The sequence below is a fragment of the Streptomyces spiramyceticus genome (assembly GCF_028807635.1).
Classification (GTDB): domain Bacteria; phylum Actinomycetota; class Actinomycetes; order Streptomycetales; family Streptomycetaceae; genus Streptomyces; species Streptomyces spiramyceticus.
Genome location: NZ_JARBAX010000001.1, coordinates 3,511,348 through 3,531,732, shown reverse-complemented (window position 1 = coordinate 3,531,732; position 20,385 = coordinate 3,511,348). Strand labels below are relative to the sequence as shown.

The window sequence follows — 20,385 nt, the reverse complement described above, 5'->3', positions numbered from 1 at the left end:
GGACGTTACGGAAGGTGGGCACAGCGCAACACCCCCTTCGGGCCCAATCTTGAATGGCCCGAACGGACTATGCGTAAGCGACAGATCACCCGACGGAGTGAGGCAAGGGCATACGTGATCAACCCGGCGAAGCGGGGCAGTTCAGCCGAGTCACAACGGGCAACACGTGACGCATAAGGCTGATTCGGACACAGCTCTGGACAAGCTCCGGACACAGCTCTGCCAGATTCGGGACTGACGGAGTTGAGGCCTTTGATGCCAGGGGGCTTGATGCGAAACCACACCGCTGTGACAGTTGAGAGCAGCTTAGGCCAAGGCATATACGTGTGTCCGGCGAATGAGAACGTAGGCTGCCCTCATGCCAAAGAAGCGCTCGGGCGGGGGTCTCACGGGGACCCAGCAGGCCGCCAAATTCGTCGGTGTCGCCGCGCTGTCCGGAGCCGTGCTGGCTGGCATCGCACTGCCGGCGGCCGGAGCGCTGGGTCTCGCGGCCAAGGGAACGGTCGAGGGATTCGACGAGATCCCCGCCAACCTCAAGACGCCACCGCTGAGTCAGCGCACCACGATCCTGGACGCGCAGGGCGGCCAAATCGCCACGGTCTACTCGCGTGACCGCACCGTCGTGGACCTGAAGGACATCTCCCCCCATATGCAGAAGGCGATCGTCGCGATCGAGGACGCGCGCTTCTACGACCACGGGGCGATCGACCTCAAGGGTGTGCTGCGCGCGGTCAACCGCAACGCCCAGTCGGGCGGCGTGTCGCAGGGCGCGTCGACCCTCACCCAGCAGTACGTCAAGAACGTCTTCGTCGAGGAGGCCGGCGACGACCCCACCAAGGTCGCCCAGGCCACCCAGCAGACGCTCGGCCGCAAGGTGCGCGAACTCAAGTACGCGATCCAGGTCGAGGAAGAGCTGGGCAAGAAGAAAATCCTTGAGAACTACCTCAACATCACCTTCTTCGGGCAGCAGGCGTACGGCATCGAGTCCGCGTCCAAGCGCTACTTCAGCAAGTCCGCCAAGGACCTCAAGCTGGAGGAGGCCGCGCTGCTCGCCGGCATCGTGCAGTCGCCGAGCCGCTACGACCCCGTCAACGACGCCGAAGAGGCGACCAAGCGGCGCAACACCGTGCTCCAGCGCATGGCCGACGTCCGCGACGTCTCGCAGGCCGCTGCCGACCGGGCGAAGGCCACCCCGATCAAGCTGAACGTCAGCAAGCCGAAGAACGGCTGCATTACGGCGGTCAGCGGCGCGGGCTTCTTCTGCGACTACGTGCGCGAGGTCTTCCACGCCGACCCGGCCTTCGGGAAGACGAAGGAGGACCGGGCCAAGATCTGGAATCAGGGCGGCCTGAAGATCCGTACGACGCTCGACCCGCAGGCGCAGGAGTCGGTGCAGGCGTCGATCAAGAACCACGTCTACCAGTCCGACAAGATCGCGACGGCCGTCACGCTGGTCGAGCCCGGCACCGGCAAGGTCCTCGGCATGGGCCAGTCCAGGCCCTACGGCTTCGGGACCAACGAGACGGTGATCAACTTCTCGGCCGACAAGAACAGGGGCGGCTCGGCCTACGGCTTCCCGACCGGATCGACCTTCAAGCCGTTCGTGGCGGCGGCGGCCATAGAGTCCGGCATTCCGGCGACCAAGAGCTATCCGGCGCCGTACGACATGCCGTACCCGAGCCCCGTACAGACCTGTGACAAGCCCTGGGTCAACTCCGGCGGCGACCAGGTCGAGAACGAGAACGAGGCCGAGGTCGGCCCGTACCGGATGAAGGAGGCCATGGCGAAGTCGGTCAACACCTACTTCGTCCAGATGATCTCCGAGATCGGCATCTGCCCGGTGACGCAGATGGCAGGCAAGCTCGGTGTGGTGCAGGCCAACGGCGAGAAGCTGAAGGAAGTGCCCGCGATCTCGCTGGGTACGGAGGGCATGTCGCCGCTGACCATGGCGAACGCGTACGCGACCTTCGCCAACCGCGGCACGTACTGCACGCCGATCTTCCTGGAGTCGGTGAAGACCGCACAGGGCAAGAACCTGCCGGTACCCCGGTCGACCTGCTCGCGGGCGATGTCCGAGGAGACGGCGGACACCATAAACACCCTGCTCAAGGGCGTGGTCGACTCCGGTACGGGCCGGCAGGCGGGACTCACGAGCCGGGACAACGCGGGTAAGACGGGTACCACGGACAGCCGCCACAACGCCTGGTTCGTCGGCTACACGCCGAACCTGGCCGGCGCGGTCTGGGTGGGCGCGGCCGGCGCCAAGCAGATCCCCATGGTGAACATCACGATCGGCGGGGTCTACCACGACAAGGTGTTCGGCGGTCAGGTCCCGGGTCCGATCTGGAAGGACGCGATGAGCGGCGCGCTGGCCGGCAAACCCGCGCCCGGCTTCAACACGGTCAACATTCCGGAGCCCGACAAGGACAAGAACAAGGACAAGGACAAAGACCGCGACGACGACGGCCGCGACGACGGCAAGCCCGGCGACGGTGGCGACAAGCCCTGGCCCGACATCTCCATCCCGCCGGATCTGATCGGCGGCGGCAACGGCCACGGCCGCGGCGGGAACGACAACGGCGGGAACTGGCCGTAGGACGCAGTAGGTACGCGAAAGGGGCCCGGTGGATTCCACCGGGCCCCTTTCGCGTACCTACTGCGTACTCCTACTACCGCTGCGCTGCCGCTGCCGTGATCAGCCCGCCAGGAGCTTCTTCACCGTGGCTGCCACCCGGCCGCCCTCGGCGCGGCCTGCGACCTTCGGGTTCACGATCTTCATGACCGCACCCATCGCGCGCGGCCCCTCGGCGCCCGCCGCCTTCGCCTCTTCGACGGCCTGCCCGACGATCGCGGTCAGCTCGTCGTCGCTCAGCTGCTGCGGCAGATACGCATCGAGGATCGCGCCCTCGGCCTTCTCGCGCTCGGCGGACTCGGTCCGGCCGCCCTGGGCGAAGGCCTCGGCCGCCTCGCGGCGCTTCTTGGCCTCCTTGGCGATGACCTTCTGCACCTCGTCGTCGGAGAGCTCGCGCGCCGTCTTGCCGCCGACCTCCTCCTTGGTGATCGCGGTGAGAGTCAACCGGAGCGTGGACGAGGTCAGCTCGTCACGCGCCCTGATGGCGGTGGTGAGGTCTTCCTGGAGCTTGGACTTGAGCGAGGTCATGGGGCTCAGTGTGGCAGGTGCGGCCGCATGACTGCCCGCTGATTTCCTGCGCACGGGTGGTCTGCGACGATGGTCGTATGCGCGCACGTTACGGGGTCCCCCTGAAAGTCACCGCAGGAATCACGGCTGTTGGCGCGGCCTGCCTCGCCTACGGCGCCGGTTTCGAGGCCCGTTCGTTCCGGCTCCGGCGAGTCACCGTGCCGGTGCTGCCCCCGGGGGCGCGGCCCCTGCGCGTACTCCAGGTGTCCGACATCCACATGGTCGGCGGGCAGCGCAAGAAGCAGCGGTGGCTCCAGTCGCTGGCGGGCCTGCGCCCCGACTTCGTCGTCAATACGGGCGACAACCTCTCCGACTCGGAGGGCGTGCCGGAGGTACTGGACGCGCTCGGCCCGCTGATGGAGTTCCCCGGCGTCTACGTCTTCGGCTCCAACGACTACTACGGGCCGAAGCTGCGCAACCCCGCCCGCTATCTCATCGAGAAGGCCCAGGGCAAGCACGGCCTCAACGGCAACGCGCCGGCAGTCAGCGTCGTGCACAACCCCTGGGAGCGGCTGCGCGACGCCTTCGACTCGGCGGGCTGGCTGAACCTCAGCAACGCCCGCGGCCGGCTCAAGCTCGACGACATGGAGATCGCCTTCACCGGCGTCGACGACCCGCACATCAGGCGCGACCGGTACGACGAGGTGGCGGGCGGCCCGGAGTCCGGCGCCGACATCTCGATCGGCGTCGTCCACGCCCCGTATCTGCGCTCGCTCGACGCGTTCACGGCCGACGGCTACGCGCTGATCCTGGGCGGCCACACCCACGGCGGCCAGCTCTGCATCCCCTTCTACGGGGCGCTCGTCACCAACTGCGACCTCGACACCGCCCGGGTCAAGGGCCTCTCCACCCACGAGGCCGGCGGCCACCGCTCGTACCTCCACGTCTCAGCAGGCTGCGGCACCAACCGCTACACCCCGGTCCGCTTCGCCTGCCCGCCCGAGGCGACCCTGCTGACGCTGACGGAGCGCCCCTGACCCGGGCGTACGGTGGCAGCGGCCGCAGAAACCGGATTTCGTCTCCGGCCGCGCGTCCGCTAAAGTAATCGATGTCGCCGCAACGCGCGCGGCATCGGGGTGTAGCGCAGCTTGGCAGCGCGCTTCGTTCGGGACGAAGAGGTCGTGGGTTCAAATCCCGCCACCCCGACAGCTGAAACACCAGGTCAGGCCCGGTACTGAGAGATCAGTACCGGGCCTGATTTGCTATGCGGACCCGTTTTGGGAGCCATTTGGGAGCCGACTTCGAGAACCGGCTCCCCGGTGGCTCCCAGCGAGCGGCGCTCCGCCTTCGAGCGCGCTGTGCGCCGCGTGCGCCCCGGAAGAGCCACCCCCACGGCTTGTGCCGAGGAGACCACAGACGGTACGACGACAGCCATGCACCCATGGTCTCCGTTAAATGATCGGCAGCTCGCCCTCCTCACCCGTATCGGAGACGGAACCGATCCCGTCACGTCGGACAGCCCCGAGCTCGCCGTTACCGCCCGCGCGCTCAAGGGGCGGGGCCTGATCACCATGCCCAAGCAGGGTGGGAAGTGGCAGACGGAGATTACCGACACGGGACGCTACTACCTGGAGCACGGCCATCATCCAGACCGGCCGGAACCGGCTCCGCGCAAGCGACGTTCGAGGGTTTCTGAGCCAAAGGCACGACCGGTCCCTCCACCACAGGAGCAAGCCATGGCCTCGGCCGAGACGGAGCCAGCGCCGCAGCGTGCAGCGAAGTCCCCGCGGCCGTCGCCTGCGGAAGTCGGCGCCGCTTTGATCGCGGAGGTACGGCAGGCTGGGCGGTTCCTCCGGATCCCGAACCCCAGCGACGGGGAGCGGGCGCGCTACCGCAGGGCGTTCGACGCTGCGCGGCAGTGTGCCCCCGAGGGATACCACCTGAAGTACAGCGGGCGGGCGAAGGGGGACTTCTTCCTCGGCCTGCTCAGGGTGACCGGCGAGGACGAGACCGAGTGGAACCGAGTCCGGCTGGCGCGCAGCCGTGTGATCACCGATGTCGAGGACGTGATCGCCGCAGTCACCGCGGACTACAGCGCCTTCGAGATCTCGGAGCAGGTCCTCCCCCGGGTACTCTCCCTGCTCCGGCTCCTCGCTGAGCAAGCCCTCGCACGCCACGGCGAGATCGCGGTGTCGAAGAAGCGCAGACAGCCGAGGCCGCTGCTCACCGTCCACGGCAGGACGTACGAGGTCATCTTCCGCGAACGGCAGAAACCGGTTCGGTACGTCCCCAAGCAGCCGGGCCGCCGTACGTACGACTGGCAACGTGTCACCCCAACCCAGAAGTTCGAGCCGTCCGGCGAACTGGAGCTGCTGGTCAGCCAGCAATCGGGCTACAGCTACGGCTGGAAGAAGGAATGGGCCGACACGGCCAAGAAGCCGTTGGAGGAGCAGATCGGTTCAGTCTTCCGGGCGTTGAAGACACGCGCGGAGGAGCAGGAGCGGGCTCGACTGGAACGTGAGGCGGAGCAGCAGCGTCTGCGAGAGGAGCGGCAGGAGGCAGAGCGCCAGCGCCTGGAAGCGGAACGGGAAGAGCGCACGCGGCGGGAGTGGGAGGCGGTCGTCAGCGTCGCTTCGATCAAGGCAGTTCAGGCGGGTCGGGCCGAGCACTTCGGAACGGCCCTTGAGCGGTGGCGGGCCGCCGGGGAAATCCGAGCCTTCTGCGCCGCTCTGGATGACGCCGCCACCACGTCGGACAACGCCATCGAAGCCGAGAGGCTGCGGGAGTGGTCGGCTTGGGGGAAGGCGGAGGCCGACCGGCTCGACCCCACCCTGAACGGCAAGGGCCTGGCTTCCCTCAACTTCCACGCGGAGCCGACGGGAGATCAGCTGCGGCCGTTTCTCGACGGCTGGCACCCACACCGACCGGAGAAGGAGAAACCAGTGACGCAGCCCGCGCCGCCCAAGCCGGAGCCAGAGCCGTGGCGAGGCATCATCGACGTACGTCAGGATCAAGGCTGGCGATATGGACGCCAAGGTCGCGCTCAATGGTGGAGGCGATGACGCCATGTCCCCGGTCCCGGAGCGCTTTCACTGCCCGTTCCACCAGTTCTCCAAGTCTCAGCACCTCGGCGCGTAGGGCGACCAGCTCGTCATAGCGCTCCGTCTTGTCCTCACCGCACCACTCCCGCACCGTGCGCAAGGCGGCTGCCTCCGCTTCCAGCTTGCGGTCGTCCCGACGGTGGTACGAGTAGTAGGCGGGCCGGGCGCGCTCCTCGTCCACTGCCTGCTGCTTGCGGTCTACCTCGGGCAGGATCTCCTCGGCCAGGCGCCGGGCAACCTGCCGTGCGATCCGCTCGGTGACCGGCCAGCCCGCCGTGCAGAGGCCGTTGCGGTCCTCGTGGACCATGGGATCGCCCCGTAGTCCGGCGGGATCCGCGCCGACGAGCGGTGCCGTCTCGTCGAGGTGGCCCAGTTCCAGGACCCCCGCGTCAGCCACCGCTCTGCGCAGACGCAAGCGGCCCTTGGGCCGGACGAAACCGAGGATCATCCGGGCCGCCTCGAACTCCGCGCTGCCCCGGACCTCCCTCGACGCCTCGGCCAGAGCCAGCTCCGCCGTGTCATCCGCCCTGAAGGACTCGACGTCACTCCACGAGGCCACCAGGCAGGTGGGGCTCACCCACTCCTGCAAGCCAGCCTCATCACCATCCAGGAACCGCACATGTACGCGCCCTGATCTTCCAGAGCCGCGGACCCGGACAATCTCCACCTGGCGCACCGCGCCACCCAGCTCCTTCGGTGTGGCCCGATACGCCCAGCGTTCCCCGGTCTCCATACGTCCATTGAGCCAGGTCGACGGCGCCGCCACGCACTAATCAACAGTTCCGAGGTATGTCTGGTTTCCGCCGTCCCCTCGGCAGAAACTTGAGAGAGGATCACGGTTAGCTTCTCCCAGGGGGATCTCACATGACCGACCAGCACAACCGCACCTGCGGGCGCCCGACCCGCTCCGGGAACCCATGCAAGATCCGGATATCGGGCTCGGACGTGGCGTGCGGCACGCATGCCACGGAGCAGGACAAAGCCGTGGCCGAGGCTCACCAACGCGGATGGAGCGAAGGCTACAAATCCGGCAGCGAGAGCAGCGCGAGCTTCTCCAGATCCCGGATCGAACGGTTGGAACAGCGCGTCAAAGCGCTTGAGGAACAACTGGACGACGCGAAGCGCGTGTACGAGATCGACGGCCATCAGGTTGTGGACGTCGGCGGATACGCCTACCGCTGGTGCGGGAGCACACCGCTTGAGGTCGGCGACCGGGTACTGCTACCCGAAAACTACGTGAGTCGTATGAAGAACGGCCCCGGTCCCACCATGGGCATGGTGAGCAAGCTCGGCACCACCTATCGCGGACCGCTGTCCGACATCATCAGGCGAGCGCCAGCAACGGGAGAGTAAGACGAGGGTGCCATCAGCTGGGCTCATTACGATGTTGTGGGAGCCATTTGGGAGCCGACTACAGAATCGGCTCCCGGATGTGGACCCACCGCAGCTGGCTCTCGGTAGCGCCTGGAGAGACAGCGAGGCCGCACCGGACGGCAACCGGGAACGGCCTGGCCTCATAGGGCTGCGTGGGAAAGCAGGAGCCTGAAGTCGGCCACGGCGTCTTTGGCGATCGCGGCAGCGAGCGCGCCGTCCTCAACGTCGACCTTGGCCGAAGCCGTGGCGCCACCGCCGACTCTCGTACGCTCAGCGGCGCACTGCTCCTCGGGCTCCTTTCGGGGACCGAAGATATCCCGGAAGTGCAGTCCGGTCATCGATGCGCGCGAGCTCATGAAGGTTCGCAGGCAGGCCGCTGGCGTCCGAAAGGTTAGCCCCGCGCAGGTCGGTCTTGTCCCATTTCGCGAGTCGGAGATCTGCTCCTCGAAGATCGGCTTGTTCCAGCCCCGCATAGGTCAGATCTACATCAATCAGGTTGGCAGAGGTGAGCCGCACTGCGTTCAGGTTGGCCATCGCCAGCGTCGCGCCGTTCAGATCCGCGCCGGTAAGGTCGACACCTTCCAGGTGCGTATCGGTGAGGTCGACACCGGGCAACGTGGATCCCGCCAGGTGTAGTCCGTGAAGGTCGAGGACGACCACACGCGGATCGGCGTGAAGGCGCATCACATCGCTGGTGAGGGCCGTGAGGGCAGCCTGTACGTCGGCTGCAGGTTCGAGTGGCAGTGAGGTGTTGTCCCCGCTGCGCATGCGCGCCATCCACTTGCGGCGAGAGTGTTGTGCCTTCGGCGCGCGGTTGCGGATGAAATGCACGAGGACGCGGGCGGCGTCCGGGGCTGCTTGCTCCGGGGCATCCTGAACGATCTGCTCCAGGTTGAGGACGCCGCCGATGCGCACGTATTCGTGCTCGGATCCGAGGCATTCCAGCGCCTTGTTGAATCGGTCAGTGATCTGACCGCGCCGTGTGAGGCGATAAGTGCGGGCGGTGTATATCAGGGCAACGCCGACCCCGATCGCGGTAAGCATGGAGACTAGAGCGCTACGCAGGCCAGTGACGAGCGCCGCTGATCCCTTCGCCAGCTCATCCCGGTCCAGGTATTCGCCGTCGAGTATGTACGGTCCGCGCCATACGAGCCATGGGATTCCGATCAGCAGAATCAGACACCCAAGCGCCCCCAGTACGTGGGTCAAGCGCCTCCGTACCCGCCGCTTGCGCCACAACTCGACTGTGCGCTCGTTCATGTTGGGGTTAGGGGCACCTGTGGGGCCAGCGAGATTCCGATTCATGCCTGGTACACAAGCGCACACTGCCTGCCGGTTGCATGCCCCGTGACATATGCGAGTCGCAGCTTACGGTTTGGAGCACGGACGCTGCCCGCATCACCCAGACGACAACCACATGCCTGACTACGTGGTCCGGCGCCTGGTCGACGGGCTCAACAAACGCAAGAAGTCCGTGAACGGCTCCCGGATACTGCTGCTCGGCCTCGCCTACAAGGCCAACACCGGAGACGCCCGCGAGACGCCGGCGGCGCGGATCGCGGAGCTGCTCATCGGCATGGGCGCGGAGGTCCAGGCGGCCGACCCCCACGTCAGCGACGACGCTCACCCTCGCGCCGACGGCCTGGCGGACCTCGAGCGAGTCGACGTCACTCCCACCGGCCTCGCGCGGCCGACGCCGTCCTCCTCCTCTCCGCGACAGTGGGCTGGTTCCGTACCACTGCCCGTAGAAGTTGGCGGAATGCGCCGCGCAGCTTCCTCTGCGGAACCTCCGGCAGGCCGACCCACGATTGGATCTGTACCCGTAGCCTTCACCAGGCGCAGGCCCCGGCCGCAGCAGTCCGATCCACCGCTCGGCGATCTCGTCGGGCAGGTAGTCGCAGGCGAGCGTATGCAGCGTGTCGGCAGTGTTCTGCGCCATGGGGAGGACATGCACGGTACGCGAACATGATCTACGGATGGCAAAGGAGCTGACCCACCTCCTGGGGCAGCTCAGAGTTGGCGAACTCATGCCCTACGAGGTCAGCGGCTGGACACTCATGCGATCAGGGTCAGGGCTATGGAGTGAGCGCGAGGGCGTGGCCAAGGTCGCCTACAAGCTGCGTCCCCGAATCAGCGCCCAACGGAGCAGACGATGAAACCCGGCCAGCCCAGCCTATGCGCCGTCAGTGCACCCGACACCCCGCTGGCGGCAGGTCCTACTCGTATGTCTGCTTCCAGCGGGCGCGATGCCTGCGCTCACCCTGCCCCGACCCGTTCACCTCGCTGAGCGACAGGAGCGAGGCGCCGTTGTTCCACAAACCGAGATGGTCGCGGTGGACCGCGATGACGCCGTTCTGCACTGCGGTCCGCTCAGATGGTCCGGTGAAGTACGTGGTCGTAACGAAGATCGCGACATCGGCCCTGAAGTGAACCCTCGACCCCAGCAGGTCTCGGACCTCATGGCTTGGGATCCTGCTCTTCGGTGAGTAACGCTTGCACTGAATCACCATGCTCCGGCCGTCCGGCAGACGCCCCAACACATCCGCGCCATCGTCGTGAGAGCCACCCACCCGGCGAACTTCGGTGCATCCATCGCGTCGGCAGAGGTCCACGACGAAGTCCTCGAACTCGCCACCCGACATCGCATCCACCTCGGTGAGGGTTCGGTGGCCGGCCTTGAGAGCCTCCTCCCGGCGCCACCGATGATCACGTCCCTTGATCAGTCGGTTCGTACGCCACAGCCACCACGCGCCAGTGGCAGCTCCACCGAGAACGAGCCCGCCGACGAGGTACGGCCAGATCGCCTGCCAGAACACGACCAGCAGGACGACGCAGCCCACACCGCCGATCAAGCCCGTCTTGAGCCGCTGCTCGCGGCGCTTCCGCGCAGCCGATCGACGTCGTTTTCGTGCTGCCACCCACGCCTCCCCCTGTCTTGAGTAGCAGTCTCGGCAGCGCCCACGGACATCGGTAAGGGCACAGATCGGCCAGTGGCTGATGTCTGTTCTCCGGCGGTACGAGCACCGGTGGATGCCGACCTCGTTCCTGCCCGGCCGAGTGTTCACGTCGCTTACCGACGCGCTCTTCGTGACAGCACGTCGATCCAGCCTGAACAGCGCGTATATCGCGCCATTCTCGGTGCACGTGTTGTCCCGCCTGTCGGGCGGCCTCATTCTGGAACGTTCGCCACCAGCCGAGGGAAGACAGGTGAACGTGCCGCGACGCGCCGCGAACGACCCTGACGTCATTGGACAGACCACCGGTCTGATTGGCTTCCTCAAAGAGGTCGTACAGAGCAGCCACAACCGTCTACGCGACGACCGACGCTCGCGGGAACGCCTGTGGCTGGCTGACCTGCCCACCTCCGTACGGCGCCCGTCGGACCGAGTCGACGGTCTACTGCTCACGCTCGACCACGTGCCGCAAACGGCACCGCCGCCTCTGCCGGATGTGCTGGATGGATGGGTATCCGCGGAACGGTGCCAGGATGCGGATGGCGGTGATCCGCCGCTCGCAATCGAGGGACCGGGGCGGGAGCTGATGCGAGCCGCGGATGGCCGCCAGTGGTTGGAGGAGGCGGAGGATCACACCGTCCGCCGAGAGGATGCGGCCGAAGTGCTGCGGGTCTACGGTCCGTGGCTCGATCGCTGGCGCCGGTGGGCGGAGCGGGAGCGTGCGGAGCGAGCCCTTCGGGAGCTGTACGAGCAGGTCTACCACTGGCACCAGAAGCTGACCCAGCAGGACGACCAGCTCGAACTCGTCTTGGTCACCGGCCTGTTGACGTGGAGCGATCCGCGCGGTGACGCCGTCCACCGCCATCTGCTCACCCACCGGGTGGAGACCTCGGTGGACCGCAAGACCGCCCGGCTCACGGTCCGCCTCATGGCCGAGGGGGCGGTGCGGCTTGAGGATCAGGCGTTCCTCGACACCGATGACGGCTGGGCTCCCGAGCGCTCGGCCGCGCTTGCGGAGGAGATAGCCGCCCAGTCGCTGCACCTGCTTGGAGCGGAGGCCCTGGAGCAGCTGGCCCAGTGGCAAGAGCGAGTGCTGCAGCGCCCGGTGGCGTTCAGTGCCGAGTGGCAGCCGCCACGCGAGCCGGAGGCAGTCGCACGGCTCACTTACGCTCCTGCGCTGGTGGTGCGTCCACGGGACCGCAATGCCCTGCTGGGCTTCTACGACCGGATCGCGGACAGCGTGGCCTCCGAGGCGCACGCGCCCCTGGGGCTCGCTCAGTTGGTACTGCCCCTGAGCTCCGAGGAGCGCACGAACTGGGACGGTCGTGAGATCCCGCCCCTCTTCGGGGACGACCCGCTCTTCCCGGGGAAGGCCAACGAACGGCAGCGGAGTGTACTGCGGCGGCTGGAGCACGACACGGGCGTGGTGGTGCAAGGCCCGCCGGGTACCGGCAAGACACATACGATCGCCAACCTGGTCTCCGCACTACTCGCCCAGGGGCAGAGGGTCCTGGTGACCAGCGCCCGCGATCAGGCCCTGACGGTCCTGCGGGACAAGCTTCCGCCTGCGGTGAGGGACTTGTGCGTCCTCCTTCTCAGCTCCGCACGGCAGGACGGGACGGACGAACTGGAACGCACGATCAATGCCCTGACCGACCAGGTCGCCGCCAGCGACCCCGAGCAGCTTCGGGACGAGATCCGTCAGCTCTCCGCACGCCGGGAAGAGGTGCGAGGAAGGATCGGCACGCTCACCGAGCAGGTGATCGCGCTACGGGAGGCTGAGGTCTACCGGCACCGGGAAATCGCCCCCGGATACGCCGGCACACTCGCCGCAATCGTGCAGTGCGTCCGCGACAACGCCGAACGTCACTCCTGGATCGGCCTGGTTCCGGATGAGGGGCCGACCCCATCCGTTCCCCCGCTGTCCCCCGCGCAGGCAGCAGAACTGCTGAGCCTGCTGCGCGACGGCGCGGCTGAGCCACGCGCGGGCGGCACTCTGCCGGATCCGGACACCCTCCCCTCCCCCAATGACCTGGCCCAGGCACTCGCGGCCGGCCGCGTCACCGATGACGGCCTTTCCCCCGAAGCGGCTGGCATTCGCGGCCACCTCGCCCAACTCGACGCTTCCGTCACCGATGAACTGACCTCGCTCGCGGGTGACTGCCGTACGGCCCTGCACCACCTCGGTCTGCCACCGTGGGCCAGGCAGTGGGATACCGACAGGTGGACCACCAAGGCCCTCTCGGACCGGCTCTCCCGCGACAACCTCGCCTTATGGCGTCGCGTATCCCGACTCGCTGATCAACTCACCGCTGTCTCTGACCAGTTGGACAAGCAGGGGATGAAACGCGTCATCGTGCCCGAGCAACTCTCCGCCGAGCGGGCCGATGCGATGCTCGCGACCGGCTCTGCACTGCGCGACCACCTCGCCTCGGGTGGCAAGCTGCGGGCTCGCGGCAGCTTCCGTGCCGCGAAGGCGCAGAAGGCCGCTCAGGAGCTCCTCGACACGTGCACCGTAAACGGTCGCTCTCCCGAAACACTGGAGGATCTCGACTCCGTCCTCGCCCACCTGCGCGCCCGCTCCTCCGTTGCCACGCTCGCAGAGCGGTGGGCCCAGGCCGGAGTCCCCATATCCGAAGGCCCGGTGGAACTCCGTCTAGCCTCCCTGACCGAGGCATACGCACGCCTGGAGCACGTCGACGCGTTTGGCGCCTTCCGCGAGCGCATCGACGAACTGCTCGTACGTCACGGCCTGCACATCGCCTTCACTTCCCGCCCGGCCTGGCAGGACTTCACCACGGCCCTGGCTGCCCTCTCCGGTCAGCGGGCGGCCGATGAAGCCATGGCCCAGCTGGCCACATGGGAGGAGCACCTCCGTACGCCGGTGGAAGGTTCTCACCCCGCCGCCGAAGCGCTGGCCGCCGCCCAGGCCGTCCGAGAGGAAGACATCGACCGCTACGCCAAGGAGCTCGAGGCACTGCGGGAAGCACATCGGCGTGAGCACCGCCGGCGCCGGTGCGCCGTGCTTCTGGACAGCGTTCGGAGGGCACACCCCTTGCTCGCCGACCAGCTGACGCAGGAACCCGACGATCCGGCATGGGAGGCGCGGCTGGACTCACTGGCCGAGGCGTGGGCCTGGGCAATGGCTTCCGCATTTGTACGCCGCCAGCGCACCCCGGGCCGTGAGCGTCAGCTTGAAGGCGAACTCGCCCAATGCGAGAGGAACCTGGAGACTCTGACCGGTGAACTCGCCGCCACCTGGGGTCGGCTGCACTGCCTGGAGCGCATGACACAGGAGCAGCGGTCCGCACTCCAGGCATACCGCACCCACATGGCCTCGTACGGCAAAGGCAAGGGCCGGAGCGCGGGCCGTTACCGTGCCGCGGCGCACGACGCCATGAGGACGGCGCAGGGAGCGGTACCCGCGTGGGTCATGCCCATCTCGCAGGTGGCTGAGATGGTGTCGCCCAAGCGAGACGCGTTCGACGTGGTCATCGTCGACGAAGCGAGTCAGGCGGGCATGGACGCGCTGTTCCTGATGTGGCTCGCTCCTCGCGTGATCGTCGTGGGGGACGACAAGCAGTGCGCGCCCTCGCTCAGTGGCATGGGCCGTCACCAGGCGATCCATGACCGGCTCATCTCCCACCTGCCGGACATGCCTCCGAGTCTGCGCACTCTCTACGGCCCCGCCACCAACCTCTACCAGCTGCTCTCCACGTTTTTCCCGAAGGTGATCCGGCTGGAGGAGCACTTTCGGTGCATGCCCGAGATCATCGGCTGGTCCTCCCAGACCTTCTACAACAACAAGCTGCAGCCGCTGCGCCAGTTCGGCGGTGAGCGCCTCGACCCTCTAGTGACGCACTTCGTCGAGGGAGCCGTCACCCAGGGACGTGACAGTCGGCTCCGCAACCCGAAGGAAGCCGAGGCCATCGTTGACTGCCTGGCCCAGCTGGTGGAGGACCCCGCCTACCGGGACAAGACCATGGGCGTCATCACCCTTCAGGGACCGATCGGCCAGGTCAAGTTCCTGGAACAGCTGATCAACGAGCGGATTCCGGCGCCGGTCCGCGAGCGCCACCAGATCCGGGTGGGCAATCCCGCTTCGTTCCAGGGCGACGAGCGGCACGTCATCCTGCTGTCGATGGTTGCCACTGACCCGCCGCGCATCGCAGGTGGCGCACGCAGCGAGCGACAGGCTTATAACGTCGCTGCATCCCGAGCCCAGGACCAGATGCGGCTCTTCTACTCGGTTCCGCCAGACCGCCTGAAGTCGGGAGACCTCCGCCTCAACCTCCTTGCCTACATGGAGAACCCACCAGCCGCACTGGCCAACTCCGACGACATCGGGGAGGTGTCGAGCGAGGTCCCGCAGAAGCCATTCGAATCGCTCTTCGAGCAGCACGTCTACCTGCGTCTGAAAGCCCGCGGGTATCACGTCATCCCGCAGTGCCCGGCAGGAAGCAAACGCATTGACCTCGTCGTCGTAGGGGCGCGGGGGCGCCTGGCCGTGGAGTGCGATGGCGAGCGGTACCACTCGACATCCGAACAGATCCGGCACGACCAGCAGCGTGATCGCGAACTGCAGAGGGTGGGCTGGACGTTCTGGCGCATCCCCGAAAGCGAGTTCCGGTTCGACCCCGACGAGGCCCTGGCCGGCCTGTGGGAAGAACTGAACCGGCTTGGCATCCGTCCGGCCACGTTCGACGGCGCCGACGACCGGCCCCATGCGGCCTCCGCGTCCGCCGGAGTGCAGTGGACCCCGCTCGACCTCTCCTCTGACGAGGGCCTGGCGGACTCGCCCGATGGCCCAGACGCGACCGATCCGGTCGCTGCCCTCGAAATGACCGAAGACGACGAAACCGACGTCAACAGCACGGAAGGCCCGGCATGACCCCGCAGTCCCCACTCGGCATCCTGGACGTCAATACCCTGGAGGAGCTGGCCCGCGTCATCTGCGGCGACGACCACCTCTACTACCGAAAGGGCTATGAAATCGCCCAGTTCCTGGAGCACGCCGACTGGCAGCAGGTTCCGGAGTACGACGGCTACCGCATGGACTGGACCCTCGCCCGGCTCACTGAACGCCGAGAAGACCCCACCGAGCTGGAGAAAGTCCTGCTCCGACTCGCCGACCCGCGCGAATACTTCGGCGAACCCGAGCAGCTGCCCGCCGTCGTCGCCGCGGTCAACGCCTTCCTTGTCCACGAGGGCGTACGCCTGGAGAACCCAGGTGGACGCCCCCGCCTCGTCGCCTGCGACCCCTCTCTCGCCTACCCGGGCAGCCAGGGCCCGGTCGAACTCAGAGCTGCCATGACCGACCTCATCAGCGACCAGCAGATGGCTGGCCTCCTCCAGCACCGTCTAGACGAGGCACGCACGTGCTACGCCAACGGCGCCCACGTGGCCGCCATCATCATGCTCGGCAGCCTCCTCGAAGGCGTCCTGGTTCATGTGGTCCAAGAACGCGACGCATCACTGCTCGGCAACAGGTCCCCGGACAACGTGCATCTGGACGCGTTGATCAAGACGTGCCACGACGCAGGCTGGATCGGCGCCGACGTCGAGCGCTTCTGCCACGAGCTACGCAAGTACCGGAACTTCGTCCACCCGCGCGCCGAAATCCGCCAGGCTCACGCCCCGGACCGCGACACACTGAACATGTGCTGGCCCGTGGTCAACGCGGTCCTGAACGACCTCGCCGACTCCCAGCCCAAGGCAGCCTGACCAACGCGAATCGGGCCCCGCCCCGCGCGTAGCTCGTCAGACGAGTCTGAGCACAGGGCGGCTGTCCGGCATCCCCATCAGTCCCCTCACCCGGGCCGGTTTCCAGGCGAGTTCCGCAGCCAGCTCACGGCTTGTCAGTCCCGTGTCTTACTCGGGACGAAGAGGTCGTGGGTTCAAATCCCGCCACCCCGACAGCTGTAACACCAGGTCAGGCCTGGTCTTCCGTTCAGGGGGACCGGGCCTGACCTGTTTCTTGTGCCCTGCTTCCTCGCTCCCCGCTCGCGGGGGCCCCGGCGGCTTGCCCCGCGGTCGTGGATGGTGGCCCGGTGGGGGCGCGCGGAGTGTTCGGGGTGGCTGGGGTGCCTCGATGCGCCGGTCTTACTTGGTCTTTTCCGGCCGCTATAGGGGCTCCCTGCCCCCGGGAGTTCCGACATAATGCTGACTTCGGTTCGTCCGCCCATCGGAAGAAAAAACGAAAACTTTTGCGGGCTCGGCCTCTCGAAGAAGGTGCGATGTCGATAAAGAAAATTTACAAATGGCTCGGCTTTGTCAGTCTCCCCATCCTTTCACCGGGATTGACCTTCTTCTTCGGAACACAGATACCCCGGAGCACCGGCGCTTTGAGGTTCACCTACATTGCCTCCGGAATCCTGTCGGCGTGCCTGGCTCCTGTCCTCACCCGACTAGCCCAGCGACGCGACCGGCGCAACGCAATTATCGAGATCGAAGCGGTTATTTCAGCGGTGGCCGACGAGATGGGGATGCTGGCCACGCGACCAGCCGAAACCGCCAAGCGGCTGACGAAGATCCAGGAGCGGCTGATCACCTGTGCGGCGCAGCACGCGAACTCCAAGGCGCGGTCGGTCTTCTACGCGCTGACGGCCGACGGGAAGCACCTGGAGCTGGCGGAGTCCCACAAGGTGGAGAATGCGCCGGACCGGTTCGAGAAAAGATACGAGGACGACCTTCTCCACGCCATAAACGGAAAAGATATCGTTTATATTCGCGACAACCGGCATACGGAAGGTAATCTGCGCATCGACCTGGGCAATAAATGCCGGTCCGCCATCGTTGCGCCGGTCTATGCGGGGAACGAGCCTCAAGGGGTTCTTGTTATTGACGCGCCGAATCCCGATCAGCTGACGAAAAAGCGTGTACGCGAGTCGTATGTGCGAGCCGTGGCGAGACTGCTTGGTACCGCTCACGCGATGGGTAACGGCGCGGCCGGCGGAAGTGGAACTGGCGTACCTCAACAGGCTCAAGGTGAGCAAGGAGGTAAGGCTACCCGTATTACGGGTAAGGAGAGTTGAGACAGGCGAATTGACCCGCTAGACGTCCTGCGTCCCTACCGTGAGGTCGATCTGCCGCAATCCTGGGGGATCACAATGGGTAAGCCCGAGGTAGAGATCATCGAGTCCGGTCGGCGATGGATGGCGGGGGAGGTGTCGAGCGCCGAGTACTTCTCCAACGTCGCCCGATCAGCAGCCGTTCACCCCGGCTGGGAGCTGGTGCACCGTTTGCGTGCGGTGATCGCAGACATATTGCGCTCGTCGAAGATCACGTAGGCGACGCTTCGTACACCCCGTCAGGCGTGGTCCTCCAGTCAGGAGGGCCACGCCTGAGTTGTCGGTCACGGTCGCTAGAGTGCGGGTCTTGTCCCGTACGTGCCACAACAAGGGGGGACCTTGCGCGCACAACTCAGCGATACGACACACCAGTTGGCGGCCATTCTGTGGCAGAAGCACACGGTGTACCGCGACCGGACCGGCGGCATGGTCATTCGAGCCGACCACATCCATCGGTGGATCAGCCTGGCCTCCACCGGCACCCGCGGCGAGGTGCTCATACGGGCGGGCCGCCTCCTCGACGGCGGAACGACCGCACCCGCCCGCGCGGAGACTGTGATGCCGTTGTCCAGCGGTACGGGCGAGCTGGCCGCGGCCTGCCGCCGCCTCCTGGCGGACACCGCCACCGCCGCCGAGAGCACCGGCGCCGAGACGCGGCGATCGGGACCGGCTCGGCAACGAAGACCGGCGAAGAAGGAGGGGGCGAAGAAGCGGGGGGTGTCCTCCCGGCTGGTCGTCGCGGTGCTGGCCGGTGCTGCCACTCTCGTCGCGCTCGCCGCCTATGGGGCCATGGCCGGTAACTGAGCCGTGGGCGGAAGTAGTTGGGGCTCCGCCGCCGGACCGCGTCGGCCGCCGGACCGACTGTCAGTGGGGCAGAGCAGAATGGGGGAATGACTGACATCACCGGGTCCATGCCCGACTGGGAGAAGCGCTTCAGGGCGCCGCGCGTCTCGCTGCCCGACTGGGCCGACGACGCGCCGGACCGCGCGCTGTTCGTGTCCAACGCGACCGGGACGTACGAGCTGTACGCCTGGGACCGGGTGACCGGGGCGCAGCGCCGGGCGACGGACCGGCCGAACGGGACAACGGACGGCTTGCTGACTCCCGACGGGGAGTCGATCTGGTGGTTCAGTGACACGGACGGGGACGAGTTCGGAGTCTGGATGCGCCAGCCCTTCGGCGGCGGCGACGACGAGCCCGCGACGCCGGGTCTTGAGGCGTCGTACCCCGGCGGGCTCGCGATCGGGCGGGACGGAACCGCGGTCGTGGGGCGGTCGACCGACGAGGACGGGTCGACGGTCCATGTCGTACGTCCCGGGGCAGAGCCCGTCGAGATCTACCGGCACCGGGAGTCGGCCGCGGTCGGGGACCTCTCCCACGACGGGACGCTCGTCGCGATCGAGCACACCGAGCACGGCGACGCGATGCACCCCGCGCTGCGGGTGATGCGGCTGGACGGCACGACGGTGGCCGAGCTGGACGACACCAAGGGCGGAGAGGTCGAGCTCGGTCTTGAGGTGCTCGGCTTCGCGCCGGTCGGCGGGGACACCCGGCTGCTCGTCGGGCACCAGCGGCGCGGGCGCTGGGAGCCGATGGTGTGGGACGTGAGGTCGGGCGAGGAGACCGAACTGGGGATCGAGCTGCCGGGCGACGTGTCGGCCGAGTGGTATCCGGACGGTTCCGCGCTGCTCGTCGCCCACAGCTTCGAGGCGCGCAGTGAGCTGCTGCGGTACGACTTCGCGACGCGGCAGCTGGTGGAGGTTCCGACCCCGACCGGAACGGTGTCGGGCGCGACGGCCAGGCCCGACGGGTCGGTGGAGTACCTGTGGTCGTCGGCGGCGGAGCCGCCGGTGGTGCGGTCGACGTCGGGTGACGTCGTGCTCGACCCTCCGGGGATGACGGCGCCGGAGTCGGTGCCGGTGGAGGACGCATGGGTGAACGGGCCGGGCGGGCGCATCCATGCGCTGGTGCAGCGGCCGGCCACGGGTGAGGGGCCGTTCCCGACGATCTTCGAGATCCACGGTGGGCCGACCTGGCACGACAGCGACGCGTTCGCGGCCGGGCCCGCGGCCTGGGTCGACCACGGCTATGCGGTCGTACGGGTCAACTACCGGGGTTCGACCGGGTACGGGCGCGAGTGGACGGACGCGCTGAAGCATCGCGTCGGGCTGATCGAGCTGGAGGACATCGCGGCGGTCCGGGAGTGGGCGGTCTCGTCCGGCCTCGCGGACCCGGCGAAGCTGGTGCTGGCGGGCGGCTCGTGGGGCGGGTATCTGACGCTGCTCGGGCTCGGCACGCAGCCGGAGTCCTGGGCGCTGGGGCTGGCGGCGGTGCCGGTCGCCGACTACGTCACGGCGTACCACGACGAGATGGAGGCGCTGAAGGCGATGGACCGGACGCTGCTGGGCGGTACACCGGCGGAGGTGCCGGAGAGGTTCGAGGCGTCGTCGCCGCTGACGTACGTCGACGCGGTGCGGGCACCGGTCTACATCTCGGCGGGCGTCAACGACCCGCGCTGCCCGATCCGCCAGGTCGAGAACTACGTGAGGCGCCTGGAGAAGCGGGGCGCGGCGCACGAGGTGTACCGGTATGACGCCGGTCACGGGTCGCTGGTGGTCGAGGAACGGATCAAGCAGGTGCGGCTAGAGCTCGACTTCGCGGAGCGGTATCTGCGCTGACGCGGGTGGGGGCGCCCCACCGCGGTGGCCGAGTGGACCCCGGGCGGTGGGGCGGGGGTCGGGGGAACG

The 20,385-nt window shown here is 67.4% G+C and carries 14 protein-coding genes, 1 tRNA gene and 1 pseudogene; 12 read left to right on the top strand and 4 right to left on the bottom strand.

All coding sequences use genetic code 11. The features are described 5' to 3' along the window. Nucleotides 1-358 precede the first annotated feature (358 nt). Nucleotides 359-2,596, top strand: a complete 2,238-nt coding sequence (locus PXH83_RS16040; protein WP_274561001.1) for a transglycosylase domain-containing protein — start codon at nt 359-361, stop codon at nt 2,594-2,596. A 99-nt stretch (nt 2,597-2,695) separates the two neighbouring features. On the opposite strand, the gene PXH83_RS16035 is transcribed toward PXH83_RS16040, so the two are convergent. Then, nucleotides 2,696-3,160 (bottom strand): GatB/YqeY domain-containing protein, encoded by a 465-nt coding sequence (locus tag PXH83_RS16035; protein ID WP_214921054.1) that lies wholly within the window; start codon nt 3,158-3,160, stop codon nt 2,696-2,698. A 77-nt stretch (nt 3,161-3,237) separates the two neighbouring features. Between PXH83_RS16035 and PXH83_RS16030 the strand changes: the two genes are divergently transcribed. From PXH83_RS16030 to PXH83_RS16020, 3 genes are all read left to right on the top strand, one after another. Beyond that, on the top strand, nt 3,238-4,176 hold the full coding sequence (locus PXH83_RS16030; RefSeq protein WP_274561000.1) for a metallophosphoesterase: 939 nt from the start codon (nt 3,238-3,240) through the stop codon (nt 4,174-4,176). 95 nt (nt 4,177-4,271) lie between these two features. Next, nucleotides 4,272-4,345: transfer RNA gene (locus PXH83_RS16025), tRNA-Pro, on the top strand. Between the two features lie 227 nt (nt 4,346-4,572). Beyond that, a complete protein-coding gene (locus PXH83_RS16020; RefSeq protein ID WP_420803175.1) occupies nt 4,573-6,201 on the top strand; it encodes a PE-PGRS family protein in 1,629 nt (542 codons plus the stop codon). Here the strand turns inward: PXH83_RS16020 and PXH83_RS16015 are convergent. Next, nucleotides 6,131-6,973 (bottom strand): PE-PGRS family protein, encoded by an 843-nt coding sequence (locus tag PXH83_RS16015; RefSeq protein ID WP_274560998.1) that lies wholly within the window; start codon nt 6,971-6,973, stop codon nt 6,131-6,133. The two genes, PXH83_RS16020 and PXH83_RS16015, sit on opposite strands and share 71 nt — an antisense overlap. Nucleotides 6,974-7,104: 131 nt before the next feature. Between PXH83_RS16015 and PXH83_RS16010 the strand changes: the two genes are divergently transcribed. After that, entirely contained in the window at nt 7,105-7,593 is a 489-nt protein-coding gene (locus PXH83_RS16010) for a hypothetical protein (protein WP_274560997.1), read from the top strand. 291 nt (nt 7,594-7,884) lie between these two features. On the opposite strand, the gene PXH83_RS16005 is transcribed toward PXH83_RS16010, so the two are convergent. Continuing rightward, nucleotides 7,885-8,823 (bottom strand): pentapeptide repeat-containing protein, encoded by a 939-nt coding sequence (locus PXH83_RS16005; RefSeq protein ID WP_274560996.1) that lies wholly within the window; start codon nt 8,821-8,823, stop codon nt 7,885-7,887. 199 nt (nt 8,824-9,022) lie between these two features. On the opposite strand from PXH83_RS16005, the pseudogene PXH83_RS16000 reads away from it, so the two are divergent. Further along, nucleotides 9,023-9,327 (top strand): annotated as a pseudogene (locus tag PXH83_RS16000) (UDP binding domain-containing protein); the annotation flags it as partial. 503 nt (nt 9,328-9,830) lie between these two features. On the opposite strand, the gene PXH83_RS15995 reads toward PXH83_RS16000, so the two are convergent. Then, nucleotides 9,831-10,787, bottom strand: a complete 957-nt coding sequence (locus PXH83_RS15995) for a restriction endonuclease (protein WP_274560995.1) — start codon at nt 10,785-10,787, stop codon at nt 9,831-9,833. 34 nt (nt 10,788-10,821) lie between these two features. Here PXH83_RS15995 and PXH83_RS15990 point away from each other — a divergent pair, with 34 nt between their 5' ends. From PXH83_RS15990 to PXH83_RS15965, 6 genes are all read left to right on the top strand, one after another. Next, nucleotides 10,822-15,459, top strand: coding sequence for an AAA domain-containing protein (locus PXH83_RS15990; protein WP_274560994.1), 4,638 nt, complete (start codon nt 10,822-10,824; stop codon nt 15,457-15,459). Then, on the top strand, nt 15,456-16,292 hold the full coding sequence (locus PXH83_RS15985) for a hypothetical protein (protein ID WP_274560992.1): 837 nt from the start codon (nt 15,456-15,458) through the stop codon (nt 16,290-16,292). Before PXH83_RS15990 ends, PXH83_RS15985 begins: the two co-directional genes overlap by 4 nt. A 512-nt stretch (nt 16,293-16,804) precedes the next feature. After that, entirely contained in the window at nt 16,805-17,602 is a 798-nt protein-coding gene (locus PXH83_RS15980; RefSeq protein WP_274560990.1) for a GAF domain-containing protein, read from the top strand. Nucleotides 17,603-17,677: 75 nt separating this feature from the next. Then, entirely contained in the window at nt 17,678-17,857 is a 180-nt protein-coding gene (locus tag PXH83_RS15975; RefSeq protein ID WP_274560988.1) for a hypothetical protein, read from the top strand. A gap of 120 nt (nt 17,858-17,977) precedes the next feature. Next, entirely contained in the window at nt 17,978-18,442 is a 465-nt protein-coding gene (locus PXH83_RS15970) for a hypothetical protein (RefSeq protein ID WP_274560986.1), read from the top strand. Nucleotides 18,443-18,528: 86 nt separating this feature from the next. Continuing rightward, nucleotides 18,529-20,316: a S9 family peptidase gene (locus PXH83_RS15965; RefSeq protein ID WP_274560985.1), complete on the top strand. Its 1,788-nt coding sequence runs from the start codon at nt 18,529-18,531 to the stop codon at nt 20,314-20,316. Nucleotides 20,317-20,385: the final 69 nt, after the last annotated feature.